The organism is Bacteroidales bacterium (assembly GCA_016707785.1).
Classification (GTDB): domain Bacteria; phylum Bacteroidota; class Bacteroidia; order Bacteroidales; family UBA4417; genus UBA4417.
The window spans coordinates 1-18861 of the sequence record JADJGZ010000020.1; the positions used below are offsets into that span (position 1 = coordinate 1).

General features: G+C 42.0%; 17 protein-coding genes and 1 pseudogene. 9 read left to right on the forward strand and 9 right to left on the reverse strand.

What is annotated here, in order from left to right; genetic code table 11:
• The 3 genes from IPH84_12215 to IPH84_12225 all read left to right on the forward strand — a co-directional run.
• Positions 1-539, forward strand: a 539-nt coding sequence (locus IPH84_12215; protein ID MBK7173971.1) for a hypothetical protein, incomplete at its 5' end; no start/stop codon positions are given.
• Between the two features lie 75 nt (positions 540-614).
• Complete coding sequence (locus IPH84_12220; GenBank protein MBK7173972.1) at positions 615-1631, forward strand: potassium channel protein; 1017 nt, start codon at positions 615-617, stop codon at positions 1629-1631.
• A 195-nt stretch (positions 1632-1826) separates the two neighbouring features.
• On the forward strand, positions 1827-2321 hold the full coding sequence (locus IPH84_12225) for a cytidine/deoxycytidylate deaminase family protein (protein ID MBK7173973.1): 495 nt from the start codon (positions 1827-1829) through the stop codon (positions 2319-2321).
• 15 nt (positions 2322-2336) lie between these two features.
• Here the strand turns inward: IPH84_12225 and IPH84_12230 are convergent, their stop codons facing one another.
• The 7 genes and pseudogenes from IPH84_12230 to IPH84_12260 form a co-directional block, all read right to left on the reverse strand.
• Positions 2337-3035: a DUF1361 domain-containing protein gene (locus IPH84_12230; protein ID MBK7173974.1), complete on the reverse strand. Its 699-nt coding sequence runs from the start codon at positions 3033-3035 to the stop codon at positions 2337-2339.
• Between the two features lie 122 nt (positions 3036-3157).
• Complete coding sequence (locus tag IPH84_12235) at positions 3158-3880, reverse strand: outer membrane beta-barrel protein (GenBank protein MBK7173975.1); 723 nt, start codon at positions 3878-3880, stop codon at positions 3158-3160.
• Between the two features lie 20 nt (positions 3881-3900).
• Positions 3901-4366 (reverse strand): annotated as a pseudogene (locus tag IPH84_12240) (L,D-transpeptidase family protein).
• Positions 4367-4546: 180 nt separating this feature from the next.
• Positions 4547-5059, reverse strand: coding sequence for a hypothetical protein (locus tag IPH84_12245; protein ID MBK7173976.1), 513 nt, complete (start codon positions 5057-5059; stop codon positions 4547-4549).
• Between the two features lie 239 nt (positions 5060-5298).
• Complete coding sequence (locus tag IPH84_12250) at positions 5299-6303, reverse strand: isoaspartyl peptidase/L-asparaginase (GenBank protein MBK7173977.1); 1005 nt, start codon at positions 6301-6303, stop codon at positions 5299-5301.
• Positions 6304-6413: 110 nt separating this feature from the next.
• On the reverse strand, positions 6414-7217 hold the full coding sequence (locus tag IPH84_12255; protein MBK7173978.1) for a TSUP family transporter: 804 nt from the start codon (positions 7215-7217) through the stop codon (positions 6414-6416).
• A 130-nt stretch (positions 7218-7347) separates the two neighbouring features.
• Positions 7348-8127, reverse strand: coding sequence for a sulfite exporter TauE/SafE family protein (locus IPH84_12260; protein ID MBK7173979.1), 780 nt, complete (start codon positions 8125-8127; stop codon positions 7348-7350).
• A 269-nt stretch (positions 8128-8396) separates the two neighbouring features.
• On the opposite strand from IPH84_12260, the gene IPH84_12265 reads away from it, so the two are divergent.
• From IPH84_12265 to IPH84_12275, 3 genes are all read left to right on the forward strand, one after another.
• Positions 8397-10175, forward strand: a complete 1779-nt coding sequence (locus IPH84_12265; GenBank protein ID MBK7173980.1) for a beta-galactosidase — start codon at positions 8397-8399, stop codon at positions 10173-10175.
• Positions 10176-10588: 413 nt separating this feature from the next.
• Positions 10589-10981: a hypothetical protein gene (locus tag IPH84_12270; protein MBK7173981.1), complete on the forward strand. Its 393-nt coding sequence runs from the start codon at positions 10589-10591 to the stop codon at positions 10979-10981.
• 21 nt (positions 10982-11002) lie between these two features.
• Positions 11003-12505 carry an LruC domain-containing protein gene (locus tag IPH84_12275; GenBank protein MBK7173982.1) on the forward strand — a complete coding sequence of 501 codons (1503 nt, stop codon included), beginning with the start codon at positions 11003-11005 and terminating at the stop codon, positions 12503-12505.
• A 78-nt stretch (positions 12506-12583) separates the two neighbouring features.
• Here IPH84_12275 and IPH84_12280 read toward each other — a convergent pair whose 3' ends face one another.
• Positions 12584-13171, reverse strand: a complete 588-nt coding sequence (locus IPH84_12280; protein MBK7173983.1) for a TetR/AcrR family transcriptional regulator — start codon at positions 13169-13171, stop codon at positions 12584-12586.
• Positions 13172-13544: 373 nt separating this feature from the next.
• On the opposite strand from IPH84_12280, the gene IPH84_12285 reads away from it, so the two are divergent.
• Complete coding sequence (locus IPH84_12285) at positions 13545-14969, forward strand: alpha-L-fucosidase (GenBank protein ID MBK7173984.1); 1425 nt, start codon at positions 13545-13547, stop codon at positions 14967-14969.
• 6 nt (positions 14970-14975) lie between these two features.
• Here the strand turns inward: IPH84_12285 and IPH84_12290 are convergent, their stop codons facing one another.
• Positions 14976-16718 carry an amino acid permease gene (locus tag IPH84_12290; GenBank protein MBK7173985.1) on the reverse strand — a complete coding sequence of 581 codons (1743 nt, stop codon included), beginning with the start codon at positions 16716-16718 and terminating at the stop codon, positions 14976-14978.
• A gap of 551 nt (positions 16719-17269) precedes the next feature.
• Here IPH84_12290 and IPH84_12295 point away from each other — a divergent pair.
• Positions 17270-17839 (forward strand): DUF4255 domain-containing protein, encoded by a 570-nt coding sequence (locus IPH84_12295; GenBank protein ID MBK7173986.1) that lies wholly within the window; start codon positions 17270-17272, stop codon positions 17837-17839.
• Positions 17836-18849 carry a hypothetical protein gene (locus IPH84_12300; GenBank protein ID MBK7173987.1) on the forward strand — a complete coding sequence of 338 codons (1014 nt, stop codon included), beginning with the start codon at positions 17836-17838 and terminating at the stop codon, positions 18847-18849. Before IPH84_12295 ends, IPH84_12300 begins: the two co-directional genes overlap by 4 nt.
• The last annotated feature ends 12 nt before the right edge of the window (positions 18850-18861 follow it).

The following is an 18861-nucleotide window of genomic DNA, read 5'->3' on the forward strand; positions in this document are numbered from 1 at the left end:
GCACTTTAGGGGCAGGTAAAGGGACCATTGTTGATTACCTCGTGAGTGTTCGTGGGTTCAAACACTATTCGGTAAGGGAATACATCAGCAGGGAGATAGTGAAACGAGGGCTCCCTGTAAACCGCGACAGCATGGTTGTGGTTGCCAATGACCTCCGCTCTTCTTATGGCCCCTCCTATATTGTAGACAGGCTTTTTGAAGAAGCCCTGCTTTCGGGTAACGACTGCGTGATTGAGAGCATACGTACCCCGGGAGAAGTGGAATCCCTGAGGGAAAAGGGAAATTTTATCCTGCTGGCAGTTGATGCAAGTCCCAGGCTTCGTTATGACCGTATTGTCTTAAGGAACTCCGAAACCGACCAGGTAACATTTGAAACTTTTATGGGTAATGAGAAAAGGGAAATGGATTCCAATGACCCCAATAAACAGAACCTGAGGAAATGTATTGAACTGGCCGACCATCTTCTGATGAACGACACAAGCATCGAAGACCTGACCCAACAGGTTTCCGGGATACTGAAGGCTTACCTGCAAAACTAATGTATTCAGGCAACTGAATCGAACAGTAATAATTTTCGTTATTTTGTAACTGCAACCTTTGCCCCTCATGTAACGATGAATCTCAGCCGGAATTTTAACCTGATTTTAGCCATTCTCCTGCTCCTGTTAATAGGCGTAGTTGGCATTTCAGGTTTTATGATGATTGAAGGGTATACGATGCTGGAAGCGGCCTACATGACTACCATCACTGTGGCCACGGTTGGATTTTCGGAAGTCCGTGATTTATCGGATGAAGGCCGGTTATTTACCATTATATTAATCATATTGAGCATTGGTATTTTCGCTTACTCCATATCCACCATAACCTCCTATGTTGTGGAGGGCAGATTAAGAAGCCTGTTTGAGGGCACAAAGAAAAATAATGAAGTCAAAAAGATGAAAGACCAGATCATAGTTGTGGGCTACGGCCGAAACGGGCAGCAGACTGTTCATGACCTACTGTTGCTTGGCAAACCGGTGGTTGTGATTGAAAAAGATCATGAAACCATCCTTTCCCATCAATCCACAAAAGTGGTTTTTATTGAAGGCGATGCCACTGAAGATGAGGTACTGGAAAGGGCAGGCATACAGAAGGCAGAGGCACTCATCACCTCTCTTCCCATCGATGCCGACAACCTTTATGTGGTGCTGACAGCACGTTCTCTTTGCCCTAATCTGAAGATCATCTCAAGGGCTTCGCATGATTATTCAGAGAAAAAGCTGAAAACAGCAGGAGCATCCCATGTGGTGATGCCTGAAAAAGTGGGAGGAACCTTTATGGCCAGCCTGGTTGCAAAACCCGACCTTGCCGAGTTCTTCCATCATCTTTCTATTGAAGGATCCGAAGGGGTTAACCTTGTGGAAGTAGTTTGCTCTGACCTCCCTGATGAATTCCAGGGTAAAACCATACACGATCTGAGCATCAGGCGGCTTACCGGCGCCAATATCGTGGGCTTCAGGACTCCGGAAGGGCAATACATCATTAATCCCGGTGGAGATACGGTAATGCTGCCCAATGCAAAATTGTTTGTCCTTGGAACCCCTGACCAGATTGAAAAAGTAAAGAAAATCATCCGGGAAAGAATTAACTGAGAAACGTTAAAAGACAATCTCAAAAAGCCGCTCAGAATCCAGAATATCTACCAGGTTTTTTCCATTCGACAAACCGACTTATGAACTTTAAACATTTTGTGAAGTTTAGACAGTTGGAAAACAAAATAAAAAAAAAATCAACACAACAAAAAAAAACAAACAACACTTTTTACTCCATTACATTTAACCTACAAAATGACAGATTCAACAACTTATATAAGGCCAACCTGGGACGAATATTTCATGGAAGTAGCCATGACCATCGCCAAACGAGCCACCTGTGACCGTGGCAGAAGTGGCTGTGTGATTGCCCGAAATAAACAGATTTTGGTGACAGGGTACGTCGGTTCACCTATCGGACTTCCGCATTGCGATGATGTTGGACATTTATTCAAGCAGGTAACCCATGAGGATGGCAGCACCACCAATCATTGTGTAAGAACAGTGCATGCAGAACAGAATGCCATTTGCCAGGCAGCAAGGTTAGGTATTTCGTTACTGGGTTCCACTTTATATTGCAGGATGACTCCTTGCCGCACCTGTGCAATGCTTATCATCAATTGCGGGATCGAAAGGGTGGTTTGTGAATTCAGGTATCATAATGGAACAGAATCTGAAGCTATGTTCAGGGAGGCGGGCATTCAGCTGGATTTTGTGAATGATGATGTCCTCAAATACGAAAAGCAGTAATTCTCAACCAGGAGTTCAGGAGATCTGATCTTTGGGTGTTTCATCAGGAAGATCCCTTCTGCGCATGATCAGGTGAAACGACCAGTATACCATATTCAGAAACAGTCCCATAAACAGGGTAACACCCCAGGCTTTAAGGTTATGCAGGGGATTGACGATGCTATCACGAATGTCGTATAAAATGGCTGAGGATTCAGTGATCACATCCCAGCTATTCCAGCGAAGGTAACGGCCAATGTAAATTCCGTATGCTCCCAGGAAAAGTAATCCTATTGTGGTGATTTTGAGGAATTTCTTCGGAATCCGAATAGCCAGGATTTTTTCAATGTCCCAAAGACTGAAGATACCGAAGAGCAAGCCCGTCCATGCAAAAGAAAGGATCAGCACCAGGTCGAACCAGAGGGGCATATTCTGGCTATGCCTGAGGTGAAACAGGTCTGTAAGAATATAGGGAGCATTCGGGAAAAACAACAGCCATAGCAGGATCAGCACAGTGGCCGCTCTTTTCTTCTTTCTGAGATTGGGATAAATCGAGAGAATACTGCTGAACAACCAGGGAATAAAAGCCAGGAACAGGTTCCAGTTCAGGAAGAGGAAAGTGGTTTTATCGGTATATACGAATCTGAAAACCGATAAGGCAAAGCAGGCAAAACTTATAAATCCCAGGAATAGTGTTTCTTCTAAACGATTTGCACTTTTAAGTTGTCGGATCATCAGTTATAGGGAGTATCAATAACAATATAGCCCTGCAAAGGTAGGTATAACCCTTTACCTGAAATATTAAGGTTTGTTAAAGTACTTCAGAATAAAAAGGGTCGTTCAATAGATCAACGAACTTATAAATGGTAAATAACCCCTGAATCCAGTCCGAAGGAATACTCGAATTCCCTGATAGGCGCATCCAGGATTGGGAAAAATGACCTTCTGTAATTGGGTTCGAACCTGATTGAAATCCGATCGTTTACAGGCAGTTCAATACCAGCACCCAGAGAACCACTCATATTGAACGCAGAAAAATCATAATCCATCCGGCTGGATGATTTTTTAACATGGCCATCATCATATTTCAGGAAGCTCACTGTTTTAGCCACCAGGAAAAGATCACAGTAAACTGCGGCAGCAACGTATACCTTGACCTTACCGGAATAAACATTGTAAGTACCTTTCACAGGTAATGAGAGGTAATAAAAATGACTGGAAGATTTGAATTTTCTTATACCCTCATCTACTTCAAAAATTATATCCCTATAGGTTGAACTGTAATGCCTGTCGGAGAAATTTAGGCCTGATTCAAAACTCAATTTATCATTCACCTTATAAAGAATGCATGCACCTGTTGTATATCCAAAGGATGGGATCTCCATATTATCGCGATAATCAGCCATACCATTCCACCCATCAGTGGCATGAAGCGAACGATAGGCATATTCAGGGGCAAAGCGTAATCCGGCCGACCACTTCCCAAAACCTGATTCACTTTGTGCAAAAGAAAATAATGGGAACAGTGACAATAAGGCCAGTAGAATCCTAAAAGAAAATACATTCAATAATTTATTCATGATAAAAGTAATAATAGTAGTTACGGTTTTATTTCAATTTTTGTTCCGATGGGCACTGATTTATAAAGTTCATCTACCTCTTCATTTGTCATGGCGATACAGCCCGCAGTCCAATCAAACCATCGCTGAAATTTTACCAATAAATCCCAGTCCATTCTTTAATCCATGGATCTTTATTTCTCCTCCAATGGGTTCCTTGTTTCCTTTATGTCTTTCGATATCCTGGTCATTTGGATAGGATATTCCAAGATTCTTATGATATCCACTATTGGGGTTTTTATCAAAAATCACATACGATCCTTCAGGTGTTCTCTTATCTCCCTCGCATTGCTTTGGACCAACAGGGTTTTTGCCTAAAGATATTTTATAAGTTTTGATGACCTTCCCAGCAGTATTTTTCCGACTTTTGTTGCGAGTCAATTTTTGACTCTGCCCTTTAAAGTGTCCGCCTGGCGCTCCGGGGCGGCGGGAGCACGTTGCCAGCATCGCGTCAATGAGGCGTTTGGGAGCATACCTGAGCCTTTGCAATTTTGTTGGTGCTTGTCATTGGCTCGGAAAACAGAGGTAAAACATCAAGGCATTACATAATATTAATTGGTTCTTCGGCCCCGGCGCCAAGTCTTTTGCCTATGATTCTTATCATATTTGCTGTTGTGGGATGTCTAGCTACTTAATTCTATCTTCACATTTTCTTCTTTCCCTTTCAATAAACCCGGGACAATCAGAGATTTTTCTATAGATTAAATGGTCTTTCATAGGCAAAATATGAGGCCTCCAGCCGAAAACATTCATCGAACCGGTCGTCCCTAACTGAAAAGTAAAACATTTTGCGATGGTTTGCCCGTCCTGATCGAAAAGAACGCCAATCACAGCCCATCCCGGGTAGATTCCGGGTTTGTTACAACATTTATCCCAATAAGCATCTTTGACACAAGGCATCGTTTTAAACCAGGAAGTAAGCGAATCTAGGCCAGGGGAATGGGTCACCTGCATGCCGCTCCCGGGGCCGTTATCATAGGTTACTCCATGCCTGTACTTGCGGGTTTCATGCTTTAATATCCGTTCCACTTTCCTGTAGTTTCCGTGTTGAACGGCATTGCAGAAAGGTCTGTTTGACTGTCCGAAAGTAACGTTCAGTGCCAGAAAGAGAATGAAAATTAAAGGGATAAATTTTCTCATCAGCAGGGTTAAAAAAGCAAACTATACCGAATTGGAGCAGGATTGCGAAAATTAATGAAATTCCTCCTCCCGGCAAAACTCAGTCTGTGCAGTTTCGGTCAGTTGAAGGATCGTAAACCTGGCAAGAATGAAAATACTACAACTTTCAAGCCATTGATTTACCATAAATGAAAATTTTGGGTACATAACCCTGTCAGGGTTTCCAACCCTGTCAGGGTTATGCTTCCTGGAAAAGCAAGTTACCTGAAAATTGCTGTTCCCCTGTCAATCCTGCCGTTCTCCGACTTCAGCCAGCCCCTGAACATTCCTGAGGTATTGAATACCATTGCAATATTTCCGTTTCTATCGATTCCGATGATGCCCCCATTGCCTCCCTGTTCTTTTAGTTTGGATTGAATTACATAGGTTGCGGCTTCACTGAGGCTCATTTCCTTGTATTTCATCAAGGCACTAATGTCATATGCAACCACATTCCTGATGAAAAACTCACCATGCCCGGTTGCAGAAATCGCACAACTTTCGTTATCCGCATAGGTACCGGCCCCGATAATAGGAGAATCCCCCACCCTTCCATATTTCTTCATCATCATCCCACCGGTGGAAGTCCCGGCTGCCAGGTTTCCCATCTTATCCAGTGCCACACAACCTACGGTTCCATGTTTCCCTTCCGCTTTTTGAATGGAATCCATTCTCGCTTTGGCTTTCTCAAAGTCGTTCCAGCGCTGTTCGGTGCGGAAATAGGAAGGGTCCACGATTTCGAGTCCCTGCTCTTTGGCAAAGAGTTCTGCACCCTTTCCTGTCAGCATCACATGGGGAGAGTTTTCCATCACTTTTCTTGCTGCTGATATCGGGTGCCTTACAGTTGTCATTCCTGCCACACTTCCAGCCTGATGGGTAGCACCATTCATGATACTTGCATCCAGCTCATTTTTCCCTTCTGCCGTAAAAACTGCGCCCTTACCGGCATTGAAAAGGGGGCAATCCTCCAGGAAACGGATGCATGCCTCCACAGCATCCAGACTGCTTCCCCCATTGCGCAGGATGCTATCTCCTATTTCCAGCGCACGGTTGAGGGAGTCGGTATAGATTTTTAACTTTTCAGGAGTGAATGCTTCAGCTGACAGATTCCCAGCCCCTCCGTGAATAGTAAGAGAATAATTCTCCTTTATGTTCTGAGCCTGAACTGAAGAAATCAACAGTATCATTACCAGGGAGATTGGCATCAGCAATAGTTTCAACTTCATAAGACCTATTCTAAAAATTATGAACAACTTAGTTCTTTCAGGCAAGCTTATTATTAAAAGGAATCACTTTCAATTTTGGGAAGATAGAAGCTTCACCAAAGGAAGCAATTTCATCGGGAATCCGTAAAAAAAACATCATATCCATACCTGACTATCATCATTAAAACAATCACCAGGAAAAGCATCCTGATGAAACTATTCCCTCTTTTCAGGGCCATCCTGCTGCCTGCCAGGTTTCCGGCAATATTGCACACAGCCATGAGCAGGGCAATCTCCAGTAAATAATTCCCCTGGCGGATAAAAACGATTAATGCAGAAATATTGGTCATACAGTTGATGAATTTGGCATAGGCAGATGCCGTCAGGAATTCAAAACCCAGGATAACCACAAACCCAAGGACAAAAAAGCTACCCGTCCCGGGGCCAAAAAAACCATCATAAAACCCCACGGAAACTCCGATAATGGAGCCAAAAACAATCTGTTTTTTTTCAGATAAATGCCTGGTTTGTATTGAACCAAGATCCTTATTGATAAAAGTATAAATCGCTATGAGGATGAGTATAACAAGTATCAGGGGTTTCAGCGTTTCCACATGAATATAGCTCACCACTTTTGCCCCGGTAAAGGAGGCTACAAAAGCAAAAAATGAAATAATAAATAAAAGTTTGAAATTAAATTTTATATGCCTTGAATATTGATAAGCAGCTACTGAAGTTCCTGATAGAGCTGCAATTTTATTGGTTCCAAAGAGAGTAGGCAGTGACTGACCCGGGAAATTTATGAGCAATGCCGGAATTTGTATGAGTCCACCTCCTCCAACCACAGAATCAATGAAACCGGCTATAAAAGAAAAAACCACTAATGCGATTAGTGTCAGGGTTGAATATTCCGAAAACAATTCCAAAAGATTCATTTCTCATTATGCATTAGCTGGTGTAGGAATATGCTCTGACCAATCACCCTTTATTCTTTAATTCTCAATAATCAAATCTTTAAGTTGGCTTGAATCCTAAAAACAGTCTCCATAGGGCAAGCCCTAAGTCCTAGAGGCCCGTTATGATTTGTTTTATGCTGATCAATCCCAGCAGGTCGGCAGAAAACACAAGAATGATGACAATGATCATCCATCGGACAAATCCCACACCCCTTTTAATTGCCATCCTGGAGGCAATCCAGGCACCCCCAATATTTCCGAGAGAATGGATCAGTCCGTATTCCCAGTGTACCTGTTTATTCAGGATAAACACCACAATAGCAGCCAGGGTATAAAGAAGCACAATATAAACTTTGATGGCGTTGGCTCTGACAAGGTCGAAGCCTGAACCAAGAACAATCCCGGCCAGCAGATAATATCCCACCCCAATCTGAATGAAACCTCCATAAATTCCAATCAGGAAAAAAATGACAACTTCTATCCATGAGACAGGCTTTTCTGTAAGATGCTTTCTTTCCTTAAGCCAGACAGAAGGTTTTACGATCACGAAGAACAGCATGATCAGCATGATCACTGCCATGGCTTTGCGGAAGAAGGTTTCGTTGATATCAACAGCGATCCATGCTCCCAATACTGAGCCGATAATAGTGGGGATCGCCAAAAGGGTTGATTTCCGCCAAGGGATCAGGTCTTTCTTCCCAAATGCCTGAACAGAGGTAATATTCTGAAAGATAACAGCAATGCGGTTGGTACCATTGGCCACATTGGCAGGCAATCCCAGCATCATCAGCACTGCAATACTTATCGCGGTTCCTCCTCCTGCCAGGGTATTGATGAACCCGACAAACAGACCCGAGGTAATCAGCAGGAAAATGGTGAACCAGGACATGAGCACTTATTAATATTGCGGGTAAATTTAGCAAGAGTTTTCAATCTGTGAATTAAAACCTTTTAGCCTCTTGACACTTACAAATGCTTTGTAGGATTTTTCCTGGCTTACCGTATTTATTGAAGAGGTGGTATTTTTTCACAGCTTTATAAATATTTTTACAATCTTTACAGAACAGTAAGATCAGCTTGATTCTTTATGATTCTCAAACCCATATCCAAATGATAAAATTGAATATTAAAGTATTGATTTCACTCTTTATCCTGGTGATGCCTTTGTTAGCTTTCACTCAAAAGGTCAAACATCAGTTTGAATTCAGCAACAGGGATTTTCTTTTGGATGGCAAACCGTTCCAGATCATCGGTGGAGAGATGCACCCAAACCGTATTCCTGCTGAGTACTGGCGGCATAGGATACAGATGGCAAAAGCCATGGGGTGTAATACCATTGCAGCCTATATTTTCTGGAATTATCATGAAGAGAAAGAGGGTGTTTATGATTTTACGACATGGAACAGGGACATCAAAAAGTTTGTGAACATAGCCAAGGAAGAAGGCATGTGGGTAATCCTAAGGCCAGGACCCTATGTATGTGCTGAATGGGATTTCGGTGGCATCCCTCCATACCTTTTAAAGATTCCTGATCTGAAAGTTCGCTGCATGGATTCCCGCTACATGAAAGCAGTAGAAAATTATATTACTGCCTTATCCAAAGAAATTCTTCCCCTGCAAATCACTGAAGGAGGCCCGGTGCTTATGTTGCAGGTGGAAAACGAATATGGGAGCTATGGGAATGACCGTGAGTACATGAAAACCCTTGAAAAACTCTGGAGAAAACAAGGGATAAGCATTCCATTTTTCACCGGCGATGGTCCGACGACCTTTATGCTTGAAGCTGGAAGTCTGCCCGGCTGTGCGGTTGGACTTGATTCGGGTTATGACCAGGCCTCTTTTGACCTGGCTTATAAAATGAACCCCGGAGTCCCGGTTTTTAGTTCAGAAACTTACCCCGGTTGGTTAACCCACTGGGGGGAGCAGTGGCAAAGGCCTGATACCGCCTCTTTAATGAGGGAGGTGCGCTTCCTGATGGACACCAAAAAGTCATTCAACCTTTATGTGATCCATGGCGGGACCAACTTTGGATTCACAGCCGGCGCAAATTCAGGAGGCAAAGGCTATGAACCCGATGTTACCAGTTATGATTATGATGCACCCATTGATGAACAAGGAAATGCTACGCCTAAATATATGGCTTTGAGAAATCTGATCGCCTCCTACCTTCCAAAAGGAGCATCTTTACCTAAAATACCATTACCCATTAAAGCCATTGAAACAGAGGAGGTTAAAATGTCAGTAAATGCCTCACTCTGGGATCATCTGCCCATGCCTGTTTCATCTGTTCAACCTGTCCCTTTTGAAAACCTGGGCCAAAACCAGGGATTTATGGTATATAAAACCAGGCTGATCGGCCATAAAAGCGGTAAACTTAAAGTCACTGAATTACACGACTATGCCACCGTTTTTCTGAATGGAAATTATATAGGATACCTCGACCGCAGGGAAGGCATACAAACCATAGATTTACCCGTTACCGAGCAGTTGAATCCAGAGCTTGAAATTCTGGTTGAAGGCATGGGTCACATCAATTTTGCCCAGGAAATCATTGACCGTAAAGGAATTACTGACCGGGTGAGCCTGAATGGAATGACATTGATGAATTGGAAGATTTACCAGTTACCTATGGACCAGGAATACCTTCAACAGTTAGGCCACTCAGCCGGGATCCCGGATGTATCAAAACCTGGTGTATTTTTTTCAGGGACGTTTGATCTTACAGAGGTTGGCGACACCTATTTTGACCTTTCCAGCTACAAAAAGGGTGTTGTATGGGTCAATGGACATAACCTGGGCAGGTTCTGGGAGATTGGCCCTCAAAAAAGGTTATTCTGCCCTGCGATATGGCTGAAAGAGAAGAATAATGAAATCCTGGTTTTTGACCTTCACCAAAGGCAGGCCGGGAACATCAAAGGTTTTACAAAAATGAATTAACAGATAGAACTTAGAATTCAATATCCAAGCCAAAGGCTTCCCTTCGGGAGTAGCCAGAATATTTTACAATCTGCTCAATATTTTGAAAATTATTCTGAATTCCTGGATTCTTGAATTCTGGATTCTTGAATTCTGGATTCTTGAATTCGGATTCTTGAAAATTCTACCATTAATCATTATTTTGTGAAATATAACTATCTCTTACATTTTCAATATTTTAAAAAAAATCTCCGGAAAAAGCGCTGAAACCCTATTACCTTTTGGGTGTTTCCGGATTAATGTACGATGGATTGTATAATCAGTCTTCCCTTACAATGACAGGGAGCACATGACATTCTACTGATTTACAAATCGTTGCATACAGTTTTTTACTTTGTACCTACTAAATTAGACTCATATAACTCTCTGCCGAAATGAACAAAACTGTAGTTTTCCTATCCCTTCTCTCCATTTTTTCCCTCACTTCCTGTATTAAAGATTTTGATGATCTCCCTGCCCCTGTGCCAGATAATCTGAAAGAGATCAATGTTTCATCAAATTTCGACTGGAATACCAGCAGAAATATTGACATCAACATTACCGGTCTTCCGACTCAGATACCGATTTTTTCGACACTGACCATCAGTTTGAATGATGGCAGTAACCTTTTCCAGATGAACCATGAAATGAGCAAGACCATTAAACTTGAGCTCGTAGTGCCCAATTTGGAAGAAAACATTAGGATAAAGTATGGTACTATGGAATATACCCTTCCGATTGAAAACAACAAAGTAGCATTCTCATTTATTCCAGAAGTCACTGATTAACCTCCAATTTCCAACTTTACGATGAAACGAATCCATACATACATTTTTGTAAGCAGCTTATTGTTTTCGCTCACGCTATTATCATCAAGAGCAATAGCGGATGTCACGCTGAACTGTGAATCAGGAAACCGGGCCATTGAGCAGGGCAACTGCTGGGGCTTTGGTGCCACCACCTATTCAAACCAGAATAACCTGGTGATTGCAGGCTCATGGTCAACACGGAGTAATTCCCTGACAAGTACCAGCTTGACTTCCTGCTGGATTAAAACACCCTGGATGAAAACAGGCAATGGAAATATCACTTTCCAGGCCCGCCTTGATGGCAATGGTAATGGGGTTTCCTCGAAGTCCATTGTGGTTTGTTATATCCCTTATGTTGCCAATGCATCCTATGGCGAAGGCACTGCTGTACAATTCTACACCTATAATTTCCCTTCCTTTAACAATACAACGATAAGAGATATATCCGTTCCAATCCCTGCTGAAATACAGAACTCCTCCGTTGTATATAAATTCAGGGTAAGCTTCATTGGACAAGGGGGCAATGAAAGAGCTTATTCTGATAATTATATTTTCCCGGGCACCTATTGGTCCGATCCATCCAACAACTGCGGTCCGATGAGCACTGTTCAGGATATGGATGGAGATGGAGTTGCAGACGATCAGGACAATTATCCAAATGATGCCTACAGGGCCTATAACAGCTTTTATCCTTCCTCCAGCTCATTCGGAACCCTGGCTTTTGAAGACAGTTGGCCTAATCGGGCTGATTATGACCTGAATGACATGATTATAGGCTATAAGTTCAATACAGTCACCAATGGGCAGAATAATGTAGTAGAGATACAGGGTAACATCATCACAGTAGCTTCAGGGGCTTCCTTTAAGAATGCTTTTGGTTTCCAGCTTGATGGTATTGCACCAAATAAAATAACCAGCGTCACCGGTAATTCGATCTCTTCAAATTCTATTTTCAATTTCAATTCCAATGGGCTGGAATCGCTCCAGACCTATGCGAATTGTATTGTTTTCGACAACTTCTACCAGGTAATGCAACATCCTGGATCAGGCACAGGAATCAATACCAGTAAAACCGCACCTTTTGTTGATTATGATACTTTAAATGTCAACATTGTTTTCATCGACCAGGGTGTAAATCCACCCGGGGGAACCGTGTCAGTTTCACAATTAAGTTCCAATGTTTTCAATTTTTACCTGGTTGTAAATCAACAACGCGGAAATGAGATCCATCTTGCAGACAGGATTCCTTCGAGCCTAGTGAATTCAATGTTATTCGGAGCGGGGAGTGATGATTCCAATCCCGCAGCAGGCAGATATTACAAAACCAGCAACAACCTTCCATGGGGCATCAACATTCCAAGGGATTTCAATTATCCAACTGAGAAGACTCCCATCAATGAGGCATACCTGCATTTCATGGACTGGGCAGGCAGCTCAGGGGTGAACTACCAGGATTGGTACATGAATCTTCCCGGTTACAGGAACAGCAACAATATTTATTAATAAACGCTTCCTCGTTTATGCAAAAAGGCAGCACCGGGAACGGGCTGCCTTTCTTCATTTGTGCATTCAGTTATTGAATTAATTTAAGATACCTTGAATCTGTACTTTTACATCCTTCATGAATTCACTGTAGGATTCCGGTCTCATCCGGTTAAGATACATCAGCAACATCCCGGGAATTAAATACTGCAAGGCCTTTTTCCTGTTTTCAACTTCATTTTTTGAGTAAATTTTTTGCTCAACACAACACTTCCAATCTTCAAGTGTAAGCTCTACTGGGAAGTCAAAAATCAAGTCTGCTGTAGGGTGCTTACTGCTGATCGTCGACATTCTTTCAAGATAAAACAGTTCAAAAATTCCGGGGTATTGCACAAAATAATCGATCAGAGCAGTGGTCAACGCCAGAATTCTGTCTTTACCCTCTGCAGATGATGCAGCTTTCTCCTTTGCGAAAGTCTCAGCCTCAGTCTGGAAATCTTTTACACAGATGAATACCAATTCCTTGATATCCTTGAAGTAATTATACAAAGTTGCATAGGAATAGCCTGCTCTTTCAGCGACTGCCCTGACATTAATACTCTTTAGACCTTCACCCTTTAACATTTCACGGGTGGCCTCAATAAAATAGGAACGAATTCTTTGCTCCTGGATTTCTTTTCTTTCCATCATTAAATATTTAACGATGCAAATATACTGAACATTGTTAAATAAACTAACATTGTTAAATAAATGAGAGTTCGATGTAAAGGATTACTATAACATATCTTCATGTCGTTCAAAATCAATAAGGTAATAAGGTTTGCTGCTATTATCGCCAGTAACTTTACTAAGGTTAAGAATTAATAATAAGGTTTTTAGTGATTATCAACCTTATCTTTTTCTTTTCAGAACCTTAGTAAAAAAAAGAATAAAATTAGATTTACTTTATTTCCTTATTTTCCAGTTACTTCTGAATTTATTCACATCGAATTCACGCTAATTTAAAAATTTTCTTACTCAAATAAAGTTGCATATTTTTGAAGAATAGCCTTAAGAAATTATGAAGTCCATTCCCCTGATTCTCCTTATTTGCCTATTACTTCAGATGGAAGTAGTTTCCCAGACTGAAGCCGACACTTATCAGTGGCCAACAGATTCATTGGTAAGAAAGAAACTTGATGCATGGCAGGATATGAAATTTGGTGTGCTGATATCCTGGGGGTTGTATTCACAAAAAGGGATACTCGAATCATGGGGGTTATGCCCCGAAGATGAAGACTGGATAGGAAGAAACGGCTACGCGGACTATTTCGGGTATGCCCGTGATTACAGGGAAACTGCCAGGATATTCAATCCGCATCAGTTTCAGCCGGAAAAATGGTCAGAAAACTGCAGGAAAGGAGGAGTGAAATACATGATCTTCGTCACCAAGCATCATGATGGGTTCTGTATGTTTGACAGTAAATTCACAGATTTTAAGATAACAAATCCTGATTATCCTTTCTCGGCTCATCCCCGTTCGAATATTGCTAAGGAAATTTTTTCCGCTTTCAGAAATGAGGGCCTTTCGGTGGGTGCATATTTCTCAAAACCAGACTGGAGTTCCAACGATTTCTGGTGGACTTATTTCCCGCCAAAGGACCGAAATCCCAACTTCGATATTACCAAACATCCCGAACGTTGGAATAACTATATTAAGTACACCCACAACCAGCTGAATGAGTTGGTTACTGATTATGGAAAACTCGATATTCTATGGCTGGATGGCTGCTGGGTAAGGCCATTAAATACACTGAATGAACGTGTGGAAGAATTTTGCAGGTATCCTTATGACATGGATATTGATATGGCTTCGATTGCTTCAAATGCCCGTAAAAAACAAGCCGGAATCCTGGTAGTAGATCGATGGGTACCCGGTCCATACGAGGATTATCTCACACCAGAACAAAAGACCCCTGACCAGGCATTGAGTGTTCCATGGGAAAGTTGCATCACCATGGCTACCGACTGGGGATGGACCCCGAATGCAAAGTATAAAAGTGCTGAACAGCTTATCCAGCTGCTGGTGAATATTGTAGCTAAAGGAGGGAACCTTTTGCTGGGTATTGGTCCGGATAAAGAGGGAGAATTCGATTCTATAGTTTATCAACGTCTCGAAACCATAGGAGCCTGGCTCGATCTTAATGGTGAAGCAATCTACTCAACAAGGCCTGTTGAGCCCTTTAAAGAAAAGGACGTAGCTTACACTTCAAGGGGTTCTGATACTTTGTATGCAATCTATCTCCCTGAGTTAACCAAACCCTTGATTCCGGAAGAAATATTCATCAGGACACAAATGCAGGACCAATTGAAAGTAACCGCACTTCATACCATGAAACCACTTAAATACAGAAAAACTAATGGAGGTATCTTTGTAGCAATTCCTGAAAAGCTAAGACTTTTGATGAGTAATCAACCCGCTTTCGTGATAAGAATCTGCAAGTAGGTGCATCTATTTATTCAATTCCGGCGAACCCGCTTTGTGTCTTTTGTTTAAAAGGCTATGACTGGCACCATAGGTAAAATACAACACAAGCCCAATCGCCAGCCATACTAAAAATCTCATCCAGTTAGTTACACCCAGTTCACTCATCAAATAAAGGTTGGTCAGTAAACCCAGGACAGGGATAAGTGACCACTGTCTTATGATAGCCATGGTGGTAACCCAGATGCTCATCAGGAAAAATATATAAACAGGAATATGAAGATAGGCTTGCTTCAGGGAGTCCATAAAACCAGAAACCAAACTGCTAACTTCCAGCATTCCGGTAAGGAAAAGGGCAAGAATGATCACAGTCCATAAAGGGATGAGGTAATGACGGCTGTTGAAATACGGTATCTTAAAACCTTTGGCATTCCTGTTTCCCCTGGGATTTAAGACCAGTATCCCGCCAGAAACCAAAATAAAAGCGAATAGTGTACCGATGCTGGTAAGATCAGTGACTTCAGTGAGATTGAGAAATAGTGAAGGGATGGCTACAATTAACCCGGCGACTATAGAAGCAAAGAAAGGGGTTTTATATTTGGGGTGCAGGCGGGAGAAAATGGGAGGAAGAAGTCCGTCGCGGCTCATACTCATCCATATCCTCGGCTGTCCTACCTGGAAAACCAGTAATACCCCAGCCATGGCAATCACAGCGCTAAAAGCAATAATGCCCGATAATTTGGTAAGGTGAAGCTTTTCAAAAGCATAAGCAAGCGGATCGGCCACTCCCAATTCGGAGGAAGATACCATCCCTGTAAGCACCAGGCTGATCAGAACATACAAAACGGTAGTAATTGCAAGGGAATAAATCATCGACCTGGGCAGATCCCTCCTGGGATTGCGGCATTCTTCAGCCGTTGTAGAAATAGCATCAAAGCCGATATAAGCAAAGAAAACACCAGAAACTCCTTTCAATACTCCGGTAATGCCATTGGGAGCAAAAGGTGACCAGTTATCCGGATCTACATAAAAAGCGCCTACCCCGATTACAAGCATCAAAATCCCAATTTTCAGCAAGACCATTAGGTCACCGGCTATCTTTGTTTCATAGATTCCTTTGAGCACAAGCCAGGAGATCAGAACTACAATTCCCAATGCAGGCAAATCACCAATGAGTCGCACTCCCTGGATGGCCGGTGCAGTATTCCATGCTTTGAAGGCTTCCTGTATCCCGGTATTCAGTTCATTGAATGATATCCCATTTTTCATGGACATAACTGCTTCAGCGTATCCCCTGGAGGCACTCAGGTAATCGATACACAGATATTCAGGGATATGAATGCCAAGTCCGTGCACTAACCCGGTAAAGTATCCTGACCAGGAAATAGCCACTGCAATATTACCAATAGCATATTCCATGATGAGGTCCCATCCGATGATCCATGCGATGAGTTCTCCAAAGCTGGCATAGGCATATGTATAGGCACTCCCGCTTATTGGGATTGATGAGGCAAATTCAGCATAACACATAGCAGAAAGTCCGCAGGCGATTGCTGTGAAAACAAACAAAAGAGAGACTGCCGGCCCCCCGCTGGCAGCGGCATTTCCAATGGTACTGAAAATCCCTGCACCAATTATTGCAGCTATTCCCATTGCGGTGAGGTCGAACACAGTAAGCGTCCGCCTCATGCCCGATTTTCCTGAAGAATCACCGGAATGTGAGAGCAGATCATGAACCGATTTCCGACGAAATAGTTGGGATCGCTGCATGAGTTTAATTTTTGTAAATGTATAACTTTCCTTTTGAACTGCTTACCGACTTCCGGCTTTTCAGGCCGTGTTCCCGCTATCCATTCATTACTTTAATTAAGATAAGTTCAAAATATTACGGCGTTTTTCGAACCATCCCAAAACCTGAAATCCTTTGAAAAATATCACGAATTATTATGGAGAATAAAATATTAAACATATGTATATATCTGTTTGTCATTAATTTAGAATCCAAAGCTCTAATGAATCTGAAACCTTTACTATTTCAGTAATCCTAATTTAAATTAGCTTCAATACGCCCTCAATTTCTTCCCATTTTGGGACATTTTCTCGAAAGAGGAATGAACATAAAAGAAAATTTCCTTGTTCACAACAGACTCAACATTTGCTTTCAGGCTCATTATATATTAGTTTTGTATATATGTAAAACTAATATATGTTACTGTCTCTGAATGAATCATAATGATGAAGTTGTATTAAACTCTTGCATAAAGAAGAATTAATTGCCCAAATAGATTATTCAAGTAACAATTTTTATAAAAAGGTTATTTATGATTGATCAGGCATTGACATTTCTCAGGGACGAACTTGCCTCTTATATATTGGCAAGGACTAACTCCAATAATGTGGAAGTGAAATTGACCAAACTGGTCAATGAAACCGGGAAATATGCCTTTGGAGAGGAAACCATTGCATTGTCAGTAATCAATCTTGAAGAAGACCGGACTTTCAAATCGCAATTACCGGAATATTCTTACGTGAATGGTCAGCATGTAAAGCTCGAGCCAGAACTGAAATTTAATGTACACCTTATGGTGGCCGCCAATTTTAATGTTTATGCTCAAGCCTGGAAGGCCATATCTCTTGTTTTAGCCTTTTTTCAATCCCATAGCTCTTTCTCAAGCCAGGAATACCCGGCTTTGAGCCAGACCATTGAGAAGATAACTGTTGAATTAACATCCCTCACTTACGAACAACAGAACCAGGTATGGGCATACATTGGGGGGAAATACCTTCCATCAGTCCTTTATCGTATCAGGTTGGTAGTGATCCAGGATGATTCCATATCAGGAATTGGTAAACCCATAACTCAAATTGAAACCAATCTCAAAAGTAAATGAGTACATCATTTGGCATACTATTCTCAGTGAAGATAGCACATTCCTATTATTCAGGAAACTGCCAGGATTTTGATTTTATCATACCCAGGGATTGTTCTGGTAAAGCCAGGAATTGCAGGATGATCATCAGGATTTTCAATGGGATATTATATGTACTTACCGAGAAACAGTCGGATGGTTCTCCTTTGGTATCAGCCCATGGCCAAACTTTTCGTTTTGGTCTCAGGCTCAAAAATCCTTTTTTCAGCAATTTTACCCAACTGGACTTCCCCGCGGGGTCTATTCCGTTGTATAGCAATGTGAGTGTGGTGAATCAACTGGACGCTGGTTCAGCAGTATTCATGACCGGTCCCCTTTTCTCCCATTCCATATCGAGGGTTAACCGACCAGTTACTATAACCCTGAAAGATAACGCCCAAAACGAAATACTGAACAAAGTACTGACAGATCCACTTGTAACAGATCCGCTTCCGGTGGATTTAAGGGATTATCCCTATGGACTATACCAACTCACTGAAAAGTATGCATCTATTACAAAGAAGTTTGGTTATTACCTTGATCCTGAATTAATCACTTCCAATCTTTTTGGACTGCTTGAGATTAAGGCTGATACCAGCTTCTATTCCGCCACACCTCCTGAATTCCAGGTAGCTTTTACTGCTAAAGAAGAAGTTCTCAAGTATTATGTAGTAGGTAAAAAATACACAACAACGGAGCTGAATAACGTCCTGGTTTCGGATGCAGGCTTCAATGAGGAATCAAGGCCACAGGTAGTCTTCACCAGGGTTAACCAGAACAATTTCACCGCAAATGACCTTCCACCCACGCTGCTGGCTGATTCCACGTCAAAGGTGGTGCTTTTCAAATCACAGGGAGTGGTGCGTCGGTTAGAAAAACCCAGGAAGAAAATTCAGTTAAGCAAAAGTACTGATTTAATTATCAAGCATTTGCCACAGCCTTCAATAGAACAGTCTAATTCTGATATGATAATCCAAATTTCAAAACCATAAAAAAACGCAATT